20 protein-coding genes are annotated in these 14687 nt (G+C 71.6%); 6 read left to right on the top strand and 14 right to left on the bottom strand.

Features of this window, described 5'->3' with window-relative positions; all coding sequences use genetic code 11:
* Positions 1-5 precede the first annotated feature (5 nt).
* Positions 6-1202, top strand: coding sequence for a cysteine desulfurase-like protein (locus tag ADL15_RS38490; RefSeq protein WP_067702245.1), 1197 nt, complete (start codon positions 6-8; stop codon positions 1200-1202).
* A gap of 4 nt (positions 1203-1206) precedes the next feature.
* Here the strand turns inward: ADL15_RS38490 and ADL15_RS38495 are convergent, their stop codons facing one another.
* Positions 1207-1905 carry an SDR family NAD(P)-dependent oxidoreductase gene (locus tag ADL15_RS38495; RefSeq protein WP_067702248.1) on the bottom strand — a complete coding sequence of 233 codons (699 nt, stop codon included), beginning with the start codon at positions 1903-1905 and terminating at the stop codon, positions 1207-1209.
* A gap of 103 nt (positions 1906-2008) precedes the next feature.
* Between ADL15_RS38495 and ADL15_RS38500 the strand changes: the two genes are divergently transcribed.
* Positions 2009-2863 carry a helix-turn-helix domain-containing protein gene (locus ADL15_RS38500; protein WP_067702251.1) on the top strand — a complete coding sequence of 285 codons (855 nt, stop codon included), beginning with the start codon at positions 2009-2011 and terminating at the stop codon, positions 2861-2863.
* Between the two features lie 6 nt (positions 2864-2869).
* Here the strand turns inward: ADL15_RS38500 and ADL15_RS38505 are convergent, their stop codons facing one another.
* The 6 genes from ADL15_RS38505 to ADL15_RS38530 form a co-directional block, all read right to left on the bottom strand.
* Positions 2870-3337 (bottom strand): peroxiredoxin, encoded by a 468-nt coding sequence (locus ADL15_RS38505; protein ID WP_067702254.1) that lies wholly within the window; start codon positions 3335-3337, stop codon positions 2870-2872.
* 216 nt (positions 3338-3553) lie between these two features.
* Positions 3554-3859, bottom strand: a complete 306-nt coding sequence (locus tag ADL15_RS38510; RefSeq protein ID WP_157441853.1) for a hypothetical protein — start codon at positions 3857-3859, stop codon at positions 3554-3556.
* A 250-nt stretch (positions 3860-4109) separates the two neighbouring features.
* A complete protein-coding gene (locus ADL15_RS38515) occupies positions 4110-4754 on the bottom strand; it encodes an EndoU domain-containing protein (protein WP_083972285.1) in 645 nt (214 codons plus the stop codon).
* A gap of 10 nt (positions 4755-4764) precedes the next feature.
* Positions 4765-5490, bottom strand: coding sequence for a hypothetical protein (locus ADL15_RS38520; protein ID WP_067702263.1), 726 nt, complete (start codon positions 5488-5490; stop codon positions 4765-4767).
* Between the two features lie 19 nt (positions 5491-5509).
* Positions 5510-5824: a type VII secretion target gene (locus ADL15_RS38525; RefSeq protein ID WP_067702266.1), complete on the bottom strand. Its 315-nt coding sequence runs from the start codon at positions 5822-5824 to the stop codon at positions 5510-5512.
* The gene (locus ADL15_RS38530; RefSeq protein ID WP_157441854.1) at positions 5824-6216 is read right to left on the bottom strand and encodes a YbaB/EbfC family nucleoid-associated protein; all 393 of its coding nucleotides are present in this window, start codon (positions 6214-6216) and stop codon (positions 5824-5826) included. The genes ADL15_RS38525 and ADL15_RS38530 overlap by 1 nt, the downstream gene beginning before the upstream one ends.
* A gap of 153 nt (positions 6217-6369) precedes the next feature.
* On the opposite strand from ADL15_RS38530, the gene ADL15_RS38535 reads away from it, so the two are divergent.
* Positions 6370-6783: a hypothetical protein gene (locus tag ADL15_RS38535; protein ID WP_157441855.1), complete on the top strand. Its 414-nt coding sequence runs from the start codon at positions 6370-6372 to the stop codon at positions 6781-6783.
* Here ADL15_RS38535 and ADL15_RS38540 read toward each other — a convergent pair.
* The gene (locus tag ADL15_RS38540) at positions 6780-7505 is read right to left on the bottom strand and encodes an MBL fold metallo-hydrolase (RefSeq protein WP_067702276.1); all 726 of its coding nucleotides are present in this window, start codon (positions 7503-7505) and stop codon (positions 6780-6782) included. The two genes, ADL15_RS38535 and ADL15_RS38540, sit on opposite strands and share 4 nt — an antisense overlap.
* A gap of 54 nt (positions 7506-7559) precedes the next feature.
* On the opposite strand from ADL15_RS38540, the gene ADL15_RS38545 reads away from it, so the two are divergent.
* The gene (locus ADL15_RS38545; RefSeq protein WP_067702279.1) at positions 7560-8153 is read left to right on the top strand and encodes an ABATE domain-containing protein; all 594 of its coding nucleotides are present in this window, start codon (positions 7560-7562) and stop codon (positions 8151-8153) included.
* Here ADL15_RS38545 and ADL15_RS38550 read toward each other — a convergent pair.
* Positions 8150-8593 carry an Lrp/AsnC family transcriptional regulator gene (locus ADL15_RS38550; protein ID WP_067702282.1) on the bottom strand — a complete coding sequence of 148 codons (444 nt, stop codon included), beginning with the start codon at positions 8591-8593 and terminating at the stop codon, positions 8150-8152. The two genes, ADL15_RS38545 and ADL15_RS38550, sit on opposite strands and share 4 nt — an antisense overlap.
* Before the next feature lie 72 nt (positions 8594-8665).
* Between ADL15_RS38550 and ADL15_RS38555 the strand changes: the two genes are divergently transcribed.
* The gene (locus ADL15_RS38555) at positions 8666-9439 is read left to right on the top strand and encodes an SMP-30/gluconolactonase/LRE family protein (RefSeq protein ID WP_067702284.1); all 774 of its coding nucleotides are present in this window, start codon (positions 8666-8668) and stop codon (positions 9437-9439) included.
* A gap of 199 nt (positions 9440-9638) precedes the next feature.
* Here ADL15_RS38555 and ADL15_RS38560 read toward each other — a convergent pair whose 3' ends face one another.
* From ADL15_RS38560 to ADL15_RS38570, 3 genes are all read right to left on the bottom strand, one after another.
* Complete coding sequence (locus tag ADL15_RS38560; protein ID WP_067702287.1) at positions 9639-10106, bottom strand: Rieske (2Fe-2S) protein; 468 nt, start codon at positions 10104-10106, stop codon at positions 9639-9641.
* A gap of 75 nt (positions 10107-10181) precedes the next feature.
* Positions 10182-11018 (bottom strand): class II fructose-bisphosphate aldolase, encoded by an 837-nt coding sequence (locus ADL15_RS38565; protein ID WP_198171196.1) that lies wholly within the window; start codon positions 11016-11018, stop codon positions 10182-10184.
* A gap of 46 nt (positions 11019-11064) precedes the next feature.
* Positions 11065-11955, bottom strand: a complete 891-nt coding sequence (locus ADL15_RS38570; RefSeq protein WP_067702290.1) for a 1-phosphofructokinase family hexose kinase — start codon at positions 11953-11955, stop codon at positions 11065-11067.
* Between the two features lie 192 nt (positions 11956-12147).
* Here ADL15_RS38570 and ADL15_RS38575 point away from each other — a divergent pair, with 192 nt between their 5' ends.
* Positions 12148-13056 carry a carbohydrate kinase family protein gene (locus tag ADL15_RS38575; protein ID WP_067702293.1) on the top strand — a complete coding sequence of 303 codons (909 nt, stop codon included), beginning with the start codon at positions 12148-12150 and terminating at the stop codon, positions 13054-13056.
* A 60-nt stretch (positions 13057-13116) separates the two neighbouring features.
* On the opposite strand, the gene ADL15_RS38580 is transcribed toward ADL15_RS38575, so the two are convergent.
* Together ADL15_RS38580 and ADL15_RS38585 are read right to left on the bottom strand one after the other, a co-directional pair.
* Complete coding sequence (locus tag ADL15_RS38580) at positions 13117-13872, bottom strand: DedA family protein (protein WP_198171197.1); 756 nt, start codon at positions 13870-13872, stop codon at positions 13117-13119.
* A 188-nt stretch (positions 13873-14060) separates the two neighbouring features.
* Complete coding sequence (locus tag ADL15_RS38585) at positions 14061-14555, bottom strand: HAD domain-containing protein (protein WP_067702299.1); 495 nt, start codon at positions 14553-14555, stop codon at positions 14061-14063.
* Positions 14556-14687: the final 132 nt, after the last annotated feature.

The raw sequence follows: 14687 nt of genomic DNA on the forward strand, positions 1-14687 counted from the left end.
CGTTCATGGCCATCGACTCAGCGGCTCTGCGCTCGCACTTCCCCTCCCTCGACTCCGGTATCGCGTTCTTCGACGGGCCCGGCGGCACCCAGACACCGCGCCCGGTCGCCGAGGCGATCGCCGCGACCATGTTGCAGCCGCTCTCGATCCGCGGGACCAGCACGGTCTCCGAGCGCAACGCCGAGCGGGCCGTCGCCGAGTTCCGCGCCGCCTACGCCGACCTGCTCAACGTGCCGGCGACCGGCATCGTGCACGGGCGCAGCGCCACCCAGCTCACCTACGACTTCTCCCGGCACCTGGCCAAGACCTGGCAGGCCGGCGACGAGATCGTGCTCAGCCGGCTCGAGCACGACAGCAACGTCCGGCCGTGGGTGCAGGCGGCCGAGCGGGCCGGGGTGAGCGTGCACTGGATCGAGGTGGACGGCGCCGAACTCGACCTCGACTCGTACCGGCGGGTGCTGTCGCCGCGGACCCGGCTGGTCGCGGTCACCGCCGCGTCAAACGTGCTGGGCACCATCCCGCCGGTCCGGGAGATCGCCGACCTGGCGCACGAGGCCGGCGCGCTGCTCTACGTCGACGGGGTGCACTACGCCGCGCACCAGCTCGTGGACGTGCCGGCGCTGGGGGCGGACTTCTTCGTGTGCTCGCCGTACAAATTCTTCGGTCCGCACTGCGGGGTGCTCGCCGCCGCGCCGGCCCTGCTCGAGGGTCTGGAGCCGGACAAGCTGCTGCCGTCGACGAACGTGGTCCCGGAGCGGTTCGAGTTCGGCACCCTGCCGTACGAGATGCTGGCCGGCGCGACCGCCGCGGTCGACTTCCTCGCCGCGGTCGCGCCCGGCGACGCAGAGACCCGCCGGGAGCGCCTGGCCCGGTCGTTCGAGGCGGTGCACGAGCACGAGCTGAGCCTGCTCGCCCGGCTGGAAGCGGGCCTGCGCGCGCTCGGTGACCGGGTGACGGTGCACTCCCGGGCCGCCGACCGTACGCCGACCACCCTGATCAGCCTGGACGGCCGCGACGCCGGTGAGGCCCAGCGCCACCTGGCCACCCGCGACGTGCTGGCGCCGGCCGGCTCGTTCTACGCGCTGGAGCCGTTCACCGCGCTCAAGCTGCCCGAACCCGCCCTCCGCGTCGGCCTGGCGCCCTACAACACCCCCGAGGAGATCGACAGGTTCCTCACCGGTCTCGCCGAATTCCTGGGGTGAGGCGCTAGGACCAGGCGATCTCGCCGTGCCGGTCGACGAACCGGCCGGAGCCGTGCCCCGGCCCCTCGGTGGCCAGCGCGACGATCGCGTCGGTGCCCTCGGTGACCGTCTGCGGGCCGCTGTAACCGTTCAGGTCGGTCGCCGTGTAGCCGGGGTCGGCGGCGTTGATCCGGATGCCGGGCAGGCCCTTAGCGTACTGGGTGGTCAGCATGGTCAGCGCCGCCTTCGCCGACGTGTAGGCGGGCGCCACCACCCCCGACTCGGGCCGGTCCGGGTCGTGGGTGTGTGCGAGCGAACCCATGCCGCTGCTGACGTTCACGATCACCGGGTCCGCCGATCGGCGCAGCAGTGGCAGGAACGCCGTGGTGGCGCGCACCACGCCGAACAGGTTCACCTCGAACACGCCCCGGAAGTCGTCGGCGGTCAGCGCGCCAGCGTCGCCGAACGGCCCGTGCACCCCGGCGTTGTTGATCAGTACGTCCACCGCGCCCTCGTGCCGCTCCACGTCGGCGACCGCGGCCGCCACCGAGGCGTCGTCGGTGACGTCGATCGGGACGAACCGCGCGCCCAGCTCCTCGGCGGCCGCCGCGCCGAGCTGCGGGTCCCGGGCCCCGACCACAACGGTGTGTCCGAGCTCGATCAGGCGGCGGGCGGTCTCGCGGCCGAGGCCCTTGTTGGCCCCGGTGATAAAGGTGATCGTCATGGGTTCCATGGTTCGCCGGGCGACCGGGCACCCACCAGGGACGTCGTGACGGTAGGAAGACCAGTACCACCCTCGCACCGCCGCCGTGCGCGACGATGGGCGCATGACGACCGAGGCGGCGGGACTGGGCGCGACCCTTCGCGCTTGGCGCAACCGGCTGTCCCCGGCCGCGGCGGGCCTACCGGCCCGGCACGCGCGCCGGGCCGCCGGGCTGCGCCGCGAGGAGTTGGCCGAGCTGGCCGGCCTGTCGGTGGACTACGTCGTACGCCTGGAGCAGGGCCGCGCGACCACCCCGTCGGCGCAGGTCGCCGCGGCGCTGGCCCGCGCCCTGCAGCTCACCGTGACCGAACGCGATCACCTGTTCCGGCTGGCCCGCCTGGCGCCACCACCGGACGACCTGATCAGCGACCACATCCCGCCCGGCGTGCAGCGGGTCGCCGCCCGGCTCGGCGACGCCGCCACCGCGATCTTCGCCGCCGACTGGCGGCTGATCTGGTGGAACCGCAGCTGGGCGGCGCTGCTCGGCGACCCGTCGGCGGCGCCACCGGCCCGGCGCAACTTCGCCCGCGACCTCTTCCCCACCGCGTCCGACCCGGCTCCGGTGCTGTCCCGGTGGCTGGTCGTCTCGCGGGACGACGGCGCGACAAGAGCCGCGGTCGTCGCCGACCTGCGCCGGGCCACCGGCCGGTTCCCCCGCGACCCGCGGCTGGCGCGCCTGATCCGCGACCTGACCGACGGCAGCCCGGAGTTCGCCGCGCTGTGGGCGGCCGGCGCGGTCGGCGCGCACCGCGAGGACCGCAAGACGATCCAGCACCCCGCGGTCGGCCCGATCACCGTCGACTGCGACGTGCTCAGCGGCGGCGACACCGACCTGCGCATCGTCATCATGACCGCCGCCCCGGACTCCGCGGACGAGACGAAACTACGCCTGGCCACGGTCGCCGGAGCACTGCCCTGACCCTGGTCAGGCCTTGGCCGCGACCGCCACGGCGAGGGCGTCCACCGCGTGCTGGTTCATGTCCAGCTCGCTGTGGATCACGTCGAGGATCGTGCGGTCGGTGCCGATCACGAACGTCATCCGCTTGGTGCTCAGCGGCCCGAGGTTCAGCTTGCGCTTCACCCCGTAGGCCGCGATCGTGACCGATTCCGGGTCGGACAGCAGCGGGTAGTCGAACGTGTTGGTCTCGGCGAACAGTTTCTGCTTCTCGACCGGGTCCTTGCTGATCCCGACCCGCTGCACGCCTGCTGCGCGGTATTCGGTCGCCAGGTCCCGGAAGTGGCAGGCCTCCGCGGTGCACCCGCGAGTCATCGCCCCGGGATAGAAGAACAGCACGACCGGCCCATCCGCGACGAGGTCGCTCAGCCGCCGCGGTGTCCCATCCTGATCAGGCAGTTCGAAGTCGGGCGCGATGTCACCTTTACCAATGCTCACCGACGCACCCTACGTCAACAACTCCCCGCCCGCCGCCAGGCCGATTCCCCTCCGTGTCACCCCTATTTGGTACGAATACGGAGCGACCGCCCGCAGGCTACAAGCCGAGTCCCGTGCCAGTCTCGCGCCCGGCCGCGCCGCCTCCCGGCCCGCCACGCGCCTCCCGGCCGTCGGCGCAGTGGGCGTTGACGGATCCGTTCTCGCGGGCGTGGGCCGTCAGTCCGAGGTCCGGATCTGCTCCAGGTACGTCAGAGGCTTCCGGAGTTCCGCCATGAGTTCCCGCAGCGTGTCCTTCTCCGCCGTGGTGATCACGACGTCCTCCTCCGACAGGGCGCCGACGAGCTCCGGGATCGCCAGGTCCCAGGCCCCGGCGCCGGCGGAGGCCAGGATCATCGGCCGGTACTTCGGGCTGATCCTGGGTGCGAGCTGGTCGGTGATCTCGCGGCTGCGCCAGAAGTATTCGTTGACTTCCATATCAGGCAGTTCGAAGTCGGGCGCGATGTCACCGTTACCAATGCTCACCGACGCACCCTACGTCAGCAACTCCCCGCTCGCCGCAGGCCGATGGATCCGTTCTCGCGGGCGTGGGCCGTCAGTCCGAGGTCCGGATCTGCTCCAGGTAGGTCAGAGGCTCCTGGCGGAACTCCATGAGCTCCCGCAGCGCGTCCTTCTCCGCCGTGGTGATCTGATCTTGGGTGCGAGCTGGTCGGTGATCCGGCGGCTGCGCCGGTAGAAATCGTTGACTTCCATGGGTCTCCCGTGGGTTCGGTGGTCAGGCCGGCGGGTTGATGGTGACGCCCTCGCCGCTGAGGGGGTGGCCGCCGGAGATGCTGCCGTCCTTGTCCAGGGTAACGATGCAGGTGATGCCGTCGCGGGTGCCGGTGACAACCCAGCCGTCGCCGGCGGGACGCTCCAGAGGACGACTGTCGGGGTTGACGGCGATGCTCTTGAACCAGCCCTCGACCTGCGCCCTGGTGGTGCCGGGCGGGAAGAGCGTCTTGCCGGGCTCGGTGGACGAGGGCTTGTGATCGCCACTGCCCTTGCCGTCGCCGTCCCAGACCTTGTCCATCGCCCCGTCGCCCATCTGACCGAAGCGGTCCATGTCGTACATGGCGTCGGCGAAGTCGGGGTCGTCCCAGGGGTTGGTACTCCTGGGCGCCTCCGGCCCGGAGGTGCCGGAGGTCTCGGTGCCCTTCGGGTGGTACTTCTCGGCGCTCTGAATGCCCTGCTGCTGGGCTGGTCCCACGCGCCTGGGCATCATGCCGGGGCTGAACTTGGGACGCGTGGGGCCATCGCCGTCACCGCCACCACCGTGCGGTGGGGTGGGGCCCGAGGGGTGCTTGTTGTGGAGGCTCGCCACCGCGAACAGGACCACCAGGACGGCGGTGGTCCGCAGAGCCGCCAAGAGTTGTCGCATCGAGGGCCGCCTAGACGTCGAGGAGGGCGCGGAGGGCGGAGAGGCTGGTGATCAGGCCCATCAGCCAGCCGAAGATACGGCCGGTCCAGCGGACGACCGCGACCGCGAGCTGGGCGACGACCAGCGGTGTGGCGACGCCGAGGGACAGGACCTCCTCGAGCAGCCACACCACGACCTTGGCGATGCAGTCGGCGATGAAGGCACGCACGACCTCCCGCACCGTCTGCACCAGGGTTCCCGCGCCACGGGTCGCGGCACCCATGCCGGCGGCCGTGCCCGCGAAGATCCCGGCGACGTCGATGTTGCCGGCAAGCATGTAACGGTAGGCGTCGGCGGCGGCGCCCTGCCATTCGTTGAGGTCGCCGACCAGCCGCGTCTTGAGGTCCTCGGCGATGGAGAACAGCTCATCAGCCATGTTGTCCCAGGTCATGGCGTGCGTCTCGATGATCTCGGGAGCACCGGCGAGCCAGTCGAGGGCCTGCTTCAGTGGCTCGACCTGCTCGACGGCCCACTCGATGCCCATCGACAGCAGCGTGCTGAACGGGTCGATGGCGATGGACGCCCCGTCGAGAGCGGCGCCCATGCCCGCGATCGAGCCGTCGATCCAGCTGCCGGAGTCGATGGCCTGCTTGATGCCCATGTAGTCGTCGGCGAGCGGCAGGCCGGTCCAGCCGTCGCGGTGCGCGTCGCTGCTCGAGGAGATGTCGGAGGTCGTGGCGACCAGTGGGTTGCTCATGAGAGGGCGCCGGGGCCGCTCAGGTCGCGGAGCGGAAGGAGTTGAAGACGCCGGTGGTCGACTCCTCGGTCCGCTGGTAGGCGTCGGCGGTCTTCTTGATTCCTGCGGCGAGCAGCTCGATGTTCTCGGCGAGCATCCCCACGCCCTTGTCCTGGTCCCGGTGGCGTTCCTCCATGACGGGCGGGAGGAACTGGCAGAGCTCCCCGTAGGCACCGTCGGCCTGGAAGATCGCACCGCTCGCGGCCTTGATCGCGGCGAAGCGGTCGTGAATGGCCAACATGGCCGTGGCGTGCGCGCGCAGGGCCTCGATGTCGACCTCGAACCCACCGGCCATCAGTACCGCCCCTGTTCTTCCTCGGTGTCGGCGGTCCGGAATCCGGCCAGCAGGGCCCGGCCGGTCGCCGAGTCGGCGCCGACCGTCTCCCGCACGACCTCGGCGGCGGCCTCGGCGAGCTTGACCCGCGCGTTGCGGTAGGCGCCCATGATCGCCAGCTGCGACTGCTCCAGGCTCATCCGCTGTACCCGCGCGGAGAGCCGGACATCGGCAAGCGTCCCCGTGGAGTCAACGGTGACCTCGACGGCCCCGCTGGCGTCGGCGGCCGTGACCCGCAACGCACTCAAGCCGGCAGCAGCGGCCTGCGTGCCGGCGGCCCGGCGCGAGGCATCGGCCTGCCACGCCTCCAGGCGCTCCCGCGCATCCTCGGCGTCCAACAGCGAACTACCCACCGTGCCTCCGTTTCCGATCAGGGGATAGAGAGGCGTCAGTGTAGCCACGGCCGCTACCCGCTGCGGCCCTTTCTCGAAGGCGTCCGGGAGATCGTGTGGAGGTTCTGTGACGGGCCTTCCACCGGGGCGGCCGGGGACGCCAGAGTCGTCGGCATGACCCTCCGACCACACCCCGGGACGGCTTTGTGGAGCCGGCGCGGCCTGCTGCAGACCGCTCTCAGCTGCTCCGGCTGGCTGCTGCTGGTACCGCTCGTCTGGCTCACCCAGGACCCGCGCTTCGGCGGGGCGTATCTGAGCCTGCCGATCTGGCTGTCGGCCCTGCTGTTCGCCGCGCTGGTGTCGACCACGACCATCCTGGTCGCCTGCATGAAACGGTCGTGGGGAGTCGCCCTGGTCAGCCTGGCCCTGGCCGCCGCCGGCATGGCATTCACCCTGCGGCAGAGTTCCCAGGTCGACTACGCCGAGTACCAGGTCAGCTCGCACCGCACCGAACTCGCCGCCACAGCCGACGGCGACCGTGGCCGGCCGCGACGCGAGCTGGGCGACGGCTGGTGGTGGGTGGCCTAGAGCTGGACGCGGTCCAGTAGGCCGGCCGCGGTGAACGCCTTGACCAGCGGGTCGTGGCCCTCAGTGAAGTGCGCCCAGCTATTGAAGTGCACCAGCACCACCTGCTCCGCGCCGAGGATGCGCGCGGCCTCGGCGGCCTGCTCGCTGTCCAGGGTGAGCAGGGCACCGTCGAAGAGCCCGGTGCGGACCGCGCCGGCGAACAGGATCGCGGTGTGGATCGGCGCGAACCGTGCGGCGATCGCCTCGACGATCTCCAGGGACGCGTTGTCGCCGCTGACGTAGACGGTCGGCAGGCCGTCGCCGGTCAGCACGAAGCCGGTGACGTCGCCGGTGAGCGGCTCGCAGCCCTCCGGGCCGTGCCGGGCCGGGACACCGGTGACCGTGACCGCGCCGAGCCGGGTGGACTCCCACGGGGCCAGACCGCGGGCGGTGCCGCCGAGGCGTGCCGCGCCGCTGGGCGTGGTCAGCGTCACCGGTACGTCGGCGAGCAGCGCCCGGCCGGAGTCGTCCAGGTTGTCGGCGTGCTCGTCGTGCGAGAGCAGCACCGCGTCGATCCGGCCGAGCTCCGACGGCTGGGCGGCGGCGGGGGCGAGCTTGACGAGCGTGGTGCCGCTCGGCGAGGGGTAGCTGCGGGGCTCGTCGAACGTCGGGTCGGTGAGGAAGCGCAGGCCACCGTACTCAAAAAATGCGGTCGGACCACCAAGAACCTTGACGGAAATCATGGATACCTCACGGATAGCAGTGGTTTCATCCGTGACGCTAGCCGTTTGTCACGGATGAGCGCAACCAGTACCGTGAGAAACGTGATTGACACTGCGCCGGGGGCGGACCGGCACCCGGGCCTGGACCTCGCCAACAGCCGCCTCGCCGTCCCCGGCGGCCCGCCCGTCGACCTGCTCGACACCCCCGAGGCGGCGACGCACTGGCTGGTCGAGCGGCAGCTCGTTCCGGCGGACGCCGAGCTACGGGAGATCTGCGCGGGGCGCCTGCGCGGTCTCCGCGAGCAGATCCGCGAGCTGCTCGCAGCACGCGCGCACGGGACCGAGCCACCGGCAGCGGCGCTGAGCGCCATCAATACCGCGCTCAGCCGGGTGCCGACCGCGAACGAGCTGCGCTGGGATCCGGCCCGCGGCCTGCACCGGGCCACGCCACACCCCACCGACCAGGTCGTCGACCACGCCCTCGGCCTGCTCGCCGCCGACGTCGCCGATCTGCTCACCGGCGCGGACGCGGAACGCCTGACGGCCTGCGACTCCCGCCCGTGCCAGCGGTTCCTGCTGCGCAGCGGCCGGCGCCAGTGGTGCTCGGTGCGCTGCGGCGACCGGGCCCGGGCCGCGCGCGCCTACGCCAAGCGCACTGACAAGAACTAACCGAGATCGATCGGGCGCTCGAAGAACGTCTCCAGCACCACCACCGTCTGCGTGCCGCTCACCCCGGCGATCGCGTAGATCCCCCGCAGCGTCGCCTGCAACTCCTCGGTGGTCGCCGTGCGCACCTTGACCAGCAGCGACGACGCACCGGCCACCACGTGCGCCTCCTGGATCGCCGGGATCGCGAGCAGCGCGTCCCGGGTCGGCGGATCACCCATCCACGCCCCGGCGTCGATCATCACGTACGCGGCGACCCCGCGGCCCACGGCGGCCGGGTCGACCTCGACGGTGGTCCGGCGGATCACGCCACGCTCGCGCAGCTTGCGGACCCGGTCGTGCGCCGACGCCGCGGAGAGTCCCACCGCCCGGCCCAGCTCGGCATAGGACCGCGTCGCGTCCTCCTGCAACTGCACGAGCAGCCGCCGATCCACCTCATCCACCCGTACTCCTAATGATGTTCGCCAAAAGACGGCCTTGACCGTACCAGGTTCGGTATGGCTACGATTCAATCCATGGTTCTCGCTGAATTCAAGATGGTCGACGAACGGTTCCGCTACCTCGACGGCGACTTCGTGGTGGAACAGCTGCACACCGGCGCCCGCAAGACCGAGGGCCCGGCATATTTCCCGGCCGGCCGCTATCTGGTGTGGAGCGACATCCCCAACGACCGGCTGATGCGCTGGGACGAGACCAGCGGCGCGGTCGGCGTGCTGGCCGATTCCTATCAGGGCAAACGCCTGAACAGCCCGAACGACGTGGTGGTCCGCTCCGACGGCACGATCTGGTTCACCGACCCGGTGTACGGCATCGCCAGCGACTGCGAGGGCCACAAGGCGGACAGCGAGTTCGGCGGCGCCTGCTACGTCTTCCGCCTCGACCCGGCCACCGGCGACCTGCGCATCGTCGCCGACGACTTCTGCCGCCCGAACGGCCTGGCCTTCTCCCCCGACGAGCAGCAACTCTTCATCGCCGACACCCGCCAGGAACCCAGCCACATCCGAGTCTTCGACGTCACCGCCGACGGCACACTGACCGGCGGGAAGATCTTCGCCACCTGCGATTACGGCCGCTTCGACGGCCTGCGCGCCGACGCGGCGGGCCGCATCTGGGCGGCCGCGTGGGACGGCGTGCACTGCTTCGCCCCGGACGGCACGCTGATCGGCAAACTGCTGCTACCCGAGTCGGTCGCCAACCTGACGTTCGGCGGCCCGGCTCTCAACCACCTGTTCATCACGGCCGGCACGTCGGTCTACACCCTGCGCGTCACCTTCAACGGCGCCCGCTGACCCCGGCCAGCCGCCGCTCCCCGCTCCAGCTGGCCCTCACGGCCCTTCCGCACCCGCCATAACGGCCACCACAACCAGCCGCACCGCCCAAGCTGGTCGCCTCGAGCGGCGTCGCGGACCGCAACCAACGGCTACCCCGCCTGGCTGGCCACCCCAGCCACCCGCCCACCGCAAGAGAGACAGGCACACACCCACCTGGTCAGGATTTGACCACGTTGGTGCCGCTGACCTTGACGGCCACCTCGCTGAGCGCCTTCGTCGCCGGCCCCTGCACCACCGAGCCGTCCTTGATGGAGAACTGGCTGTTGTGGCATTTGCACTTAATCTTGTCGCCGGTGATCGAGCTGACCGGGCAGCCCTGGTGCGTGCACACCTTGCTGAACGCCTTGAACGCCCCGGCAGTCGGCTGGGTGACGACCAGATCCGTGCCGATCACACCCCCACCGACCGGCACGTCCGCGACCGCCGCCACCACATCCGCGCTGTCCCCGGCGCCGCTCGCCGCGGAAGTCTCCGTGGTGGCCGGCGTCGTCGTGCTGACCGCGGCGTCGTCGGTGTCGTCCGACGAGGAGCCGCACGCCGTCAGCAGGACGCCGGCCCCACCCGCCCCGGCCAGCTGCAACAGTCGGCGACGGGCGACAGCGGGGTCCGGCGATTGGTCACTCATGCCTGCTCCAGGAAGGTCGGCGACGGGCAGATCGGTAGTCCAAAATATCACCAATCGCCCACCCGTCGAGGCCGATCAGAGCGGGGTCAGCAGACGCAGCGCGGCCGTGACGGTGTCCGCCATCGCGATCCGGGCCGGGGTCAGGTACTTGCGCGGGTCGACCAGCTCGGGTCGCCCGGCCAGGGTCGCCCGGACCGCGGCGGTGAAGGCCGTGTTCAACGCCGTACCAATGTTGATTTTTGCCATGCCGCCGGACACCGCGGCGGTCAGCTCGCGGTCCGGGACGCCCGACGAGCCGTGCAGGACCAGCGGCACCGGCACGGCCGCGTGCAGCCGCGCGATCAGTTCGTGGTCCAGGCGCGCGGTCCGTTCCCGCATCGCGTGCGCGGAACCGACCGCGACCGCGAGCGCGTCCACCCCGGTCGCCGCGACGTAGGCGGCCGCCTCGTCGGGATCGGTCCGCACCCCGGGAGCGTGCGCGCCGTCCTTACCGCCGACCTCGCCCAGCTCGCTCTCCACCCACAGTCCCAGGGCTCGGCAGCGGGCTGCTGCCGCTGCGGTGGCGGCGACATTGTCGGCGTACGACATCCGCGACGCGTCGTACATCACCGACCCGAATCCGTTCGGCGCCGCCTCGTCCAGCAGCTCGGCGCACTCGACGTGGTCGAGGTGCAGCGCGACCGGCACGGTGGACGCCCGCGCCACGGCAACGGCGGCCGCGGCGATCGGGGCGAGCCGGCCGTGATGGAACCGGACCGCGTTCTCACTGATCTGCAGGATCACCGGGCGCCCGGCCGCCTCGGCCCCGGTCACGATCGCCTCGGCGTGCTCAACGGTGATCACGTTGAACGCGGCGGCGGCACCGCCCCGCGCCCGAGCCGCCATCACGATCTCCCCGGTCGGCGTCAGCACGCGGCACCGCCAGCGCCGACAACGACGGCGGCGAGCGCGGCCCGGGTCAGCACGCCGCACCGCCACTGGTCACGGCGAGCGCCGCGCGCGTTGAACGGTAGACATCGGGGTCGAAGGAGCCGGCGACCGGGCTCGCCACCGCAGCGGCACCCAGCGCCACCGCATCGGCGAGCAACTCCGGCCAGCCCACTCCGTCCCGCAGCCCTCGAGCCAGCGCCGCCGCGCACGCGTCTCCCGCACCGGTCGGGTTGCCGTCGACCGGATGGGGTGGCGCGCACCGGAACTCCCCGTCCGGTGTGATCGCGTGCAGCCCTTCGGGTCCGTGCGAGACGACCAGCGCCCCGCCGGTCGGCGCGGTGATCGGGCCCAGCTCGGCCAGCTCCTCGGCGTTCGGCTTGGCCACGGTGGGCGCGGCCGCCAGACCGTGCCGCAGCGCCGGGCCGCTGGTGTCCAGCAGCACGGGTACGTGCTCGGCGGCGGCCAGGCGGCTCAGTACCGCGTACGCGTCAATCGGCAGACCCGGCGGAAGCGAACCGCACAGCGTGACCACCGCGGCTCGGCCGACCAGCTCGCGGAAGTGGTCGACGAACCGCAACCACTCGGCGGCCGGGATCACCGGCCCGGGCTCCCAGAAACCGGTCGCGCCGCCGGGGTCGACGACCGCGACGGTACGGCGGGTGTCCCCGGTGATCGGCACGAACGACGCCGGCACCCCCTCGGCGGCCAGCAGCGACGCGACCACCGCGCCGGACGGCCCGCCGAGCAGGCCGGTGGCCAGCACCGGTTCGCCGAGCGCGTGCAGCACCCGGGCCACGTTGAGCCCCTTGCCGCCGGCACGTTCGGCGACCCCGGTGACCCGGTGGGTGCGATGCGGGACCAGCGCGCCGACCGGATAGGTCAGGTCGAGCGCGGGATTCAGGGTGACAGTAACGATCATGGTCAGGGCTCCGCTGCCGGATCTGCCCCGCCTCGGGCCGGATGGAGCGGCCCTGGCGCCTGACTGCCGGACTGGATACCGGCTGGGCGACGATCGTTGGCACGATTCCAACTGATCGAACGCGCATGTGTCAATAGCCGTTCGTGCGCGTATGGTGCTGATCGATTGTCCATATGAACATCTGGAGCACGCATGCCCGAGTTCGACGTGCTGGTCGTCGGCGACGCCAACCCGGACCTGCTGTTGCGCGGCGACGTGCGCCCGCGCTTCGGCCAGCAGGAACAACTGCTCACCGGCGCCGACCTGGTCCTCGGCGGTTCGGCCGCGATCACTGCGGCGGGCTGTGCGCGGCTAGGGTTGCGGACCGCGCTGCTCACCGCGGTCGGCAAGGACTTTTTCGGTACGTTGGTCCGCGACCAACTGGCGTCCCTGGGTGTGCAGGTGCTCGCCGTGGAGTCCGGGGACACCCCGACCGGGCTGACCGTGGTCCTCGCCGAGCCCGACGACCGCGCCATGCTCACCCTGCCCGGCACCATCGCCGCCCTGCGCCCGTCGGACGTCACCGCCGACCTGCTGTCCCGCACCCGGCACGTGCACGTGGCTTCCCTCTACCTGCAGCCCGTCCTAGCCGCCGGTCTGGCCGGAGTGTTCGCGGCCGCCCGTGCCGCCGGGGTGTCCACGTCCCTGGACACCAACTGGGACCCCACCGGCGAGTGGTCCTGGATGCCGGAGATCCTCCCGCACACCGACGTGTTCCTCCCGAACGCCGCCGAGCTGCTGGCGGTCACCGGCGCGACCTCGCCCTCAGAGGCCGCGGAGCAGCTGGTGGCGAACGGCGCCACCGTGGTGATGAAGGACGGCGCCCGCGGTGCGCAAGCGTGGTGGCCGGGCGGTTCGTGCACCGCGCCGGGCGTCCCGGTGCAGGTGGTGGACGCGGTCGGAGCCGGGGACAGCTTCAACGCCGGCTTCCTGGCAGCCCGCCTGAGCGGCCGCGACCTGCCGTCGGCGGTCAGCTGGGCCGCGGTCGCCGGTTCCCTGAGCACCCGAGCAGCCGGCGGCACCGCCGCCCAGGCCACCCCGGAGGACCTCCCCCACCCCTGACCACCTCACGGTCCAGCGCGGCCTCGCCTCCCCGGCTCGCGAGCTGATGCGGCCGCGCTTTCAGTTCGAGTCGCAGCCGCCCGTGACCAGTTCGCGATCGCCGCTCGACCCCGGACCGCAGCGCGCCTCAGGCCCCGGCTGGCTCTCAGGGGTGTCTCCGCGCCCTCGAGACACCCCTGGCGGCCAGCCGCCGAACTGGTGCTTTCGGCGTTTCTCCACCACGCCGCACACGGCGGCCAGGACGACGCCGAGCAGCATTCCGGCCAGGGCGCCCAGCAGCGGTGAGTGGGCGAAGACCGCGCCACCCAGCCGGCCCAGGGTGATCACGTAGATCGCCCAGGCCACGCTCGCCAGCGCGCTGAACAGCTGGAACCGCCGCATCGGCAGCCGGACCACGCCGGAGGTCACGGTGGTGGCCGCCCGGCCGTAGGGCAGGAACCGGCCGACCAGGATCGCGGCGCCGTCGTGCCGGAGCAGGGCCTGTTTCGCCTTCGCGCGGGCGCGGGCCGCTTTCGAGTCAGCGTGTGAGCCCGGGCGCTGGGCGGGGTCGCGCCGGGCGATGCGCCGGCCGATCAGGTAGGAGATCCGGTCGCCGGCCACGCCGCCGGACATCGCGGCCGCGGCCAGCCCCGCCACGTGCGGGGAACCGGTCGCCGACAGAGCGGCCGCACCGATCAACACGGCCTCGGACGGCACGACCGGGAAGAATCCGTCGATCGCCACGCTCACGAACACGATCACGTACAGCCACGGTGAGGTGAGCAGAGGCATGAGGTGGTCCAGCATCCGCAGCCCCCGTTGGTCGATCCATGCCACGACCGTACGGATCACCAGCAAACTTCACGATGATGCCAGCCCACCGATCGAAGGTAGAGCTAGCTCCACCCGGAATGCCCCTTAGTGGCCTGCCGGCCGGCGGTGCTCACTGCGTACAAAATCGGTCTTTGACGGCAGCGACCGACAGGCGACGGTGACCTCAGCGCGGTCATGGCCAACGCGGCGCGTCATGGGCCGATTCGGTCGGCGAGCCAGCGGCGGAGCGTGGCGAAGTCGGTGTCGGTGAGGCCGATCAGCGGATCCACCTGGTGCAGCAGGGCCGGTCCCGGATGGTGAATGCGGACCCAGCGCTGATCGGCTTCGGTCATCTCGTCATCGAGCCAGATGAACGGGGTGCCGGCGGCCCGACGGATGAGGGACATAGTCTTCCAGTGCAGGCCGCGCTCGGGGATGCCCTCGTCCGGGAAGTCGACGACCGGCAGCGGCGGCAGGCCGAGCCGGGGCGCGACGACGTCGTTCGCGTCGGACATCCAGGTGGTGGCCCACATCAACCGGCAGCCAAGGGCCAGCAGCCGGCGTCCGTCGGCCGGGTCGAGGCGATCCAGCAGCGGGTTGCCGGGCTGATCGGTGACGGACACGCGCTGGGTCGGCCGGGAGCGGAACGGGATCAGCGGGCCGTCGACGTCCAGGAAGAGCAGGGGACGCTGATCGCTGGCAGTCATCCCGGAGAACGTATCGCACGCATCCCGGAGAACGTATCGCACGGCGCCGACAGCCGCTCATGGGAAGACCGGCGCTCCCGCGCTCGGCGGCAGATGCGGACATCGAGTTTCACGGGACTGGCGGGCGTCTCG

The organism is Actinoplanes awajinensis subsp. mycoplanecinus, from assembly GCF_001509495.1.
Lineage (GTDB): Bacteria > Actinomycetota > Actinomycetes > Mycobacteriales > Micromonosporaceae > Actinoplanes > Actinoplanes palleronii.

Bases quoted from the DNA above. Each gene is read 5' to 3' on its own strand.
- ADL15_RS38575 (WP_067702293.1), top strand. From the start codon at position 12,148: ATGCCCGAGTTCGACGTGCTGGTCGTCGGCGACGCCAACCCGGACCTG.
- ADL15_RS38555 (WP_067702284.1), top strand. From the start codon at position 8,666: ATGGTTCTCGCTGAATTCAAGATGGTCGACGAACGGTTCCGCTACCTC.
- ADL15_RS38535 (WP_157441855.1), top strand. From the start codon at position 6,370: ATGACCCTCCGACCACACCCCGGGACGGCTTTGTGGAGCCGGCGCGGC.
- ADL15_RS38540 (WP_067702276.1), bottom strand. From the start codon at position 7,505: ATGATTTCCGTCAAGGTTCTTGGTGGTCCGACCGCATTTTTTGAGTAC.
- ADL15_RS38560 (WP_067702287.1), bottom strand. From the start codon at position 10,106: ATGAGTGACCAATCGCCGGACCCCGCTGTCGCCCGTCGCCGACTGTTG.
- ADL15_RS38525 (WP_067702266.1), bottom strand. From the start codon at position 5,824: ATGGCCGGTGGGTTCGAGGTCGACATCGAGGCCCTGCGCGCGCACGCC.
- ADL15_RS38490 (WP_067702245.1), top strand. From the start codon at position 6: ATGGCCATCGACTCAGCGGCTCTGCGCTCGCACTTCCCCTCCCTCGAC.
- ADL15_RS38545 (WP_067702279.1), top strand. From the start codon at position 7,560: ATGAGCGCAACCAGTACCGTGAGAAACGTGATTGACACTGCGCCGGGG.
- ADL15_RS38585 (WP_067702299.1), bottom strand. From the start codon at position 14,555: ATGACTGCCAGCGATCAGCGTCCCCTGCTCTTCCTGGACGTCGACGGC.
- ADL15_RS38520 (WP_067702263.1), bottom strand. From the start codon at position 5,490: ATGAGCAACCCACTGGTCGCCACGACCTCCGACATCTCCTCGAGCAGC.
- ADL15_RS38500 (WP_067702251.1), top strand. From the start codon at position 2,009: ATGACGACCGAGGCGGCGGGACTGGGCGCGACCCTTCGCGCTTGGCGC.
- ADL15_RS38495 (WP_067702248.1), bottom strand. From the start codon at position 1,905: ATGACGATCACCTTTATCACCGGGGCCAACAAGGGCCTCGGCCGCGAG.
- ADL15_RS38570 (WP_067702290.1), bottom strand. From the start codon at position 11,955: ATGATCGTTACTGTCACCCTGAATCCCGCGCTCGACCTGACCTATCCG.
- ADL15_RS38515 (WP_083972285.1), bottom strand. From the start codon at position 4,754: ATGCGACAACTCTTGGCGGCTCTGCGGACCACCGCCGTCCTGGTGGTC.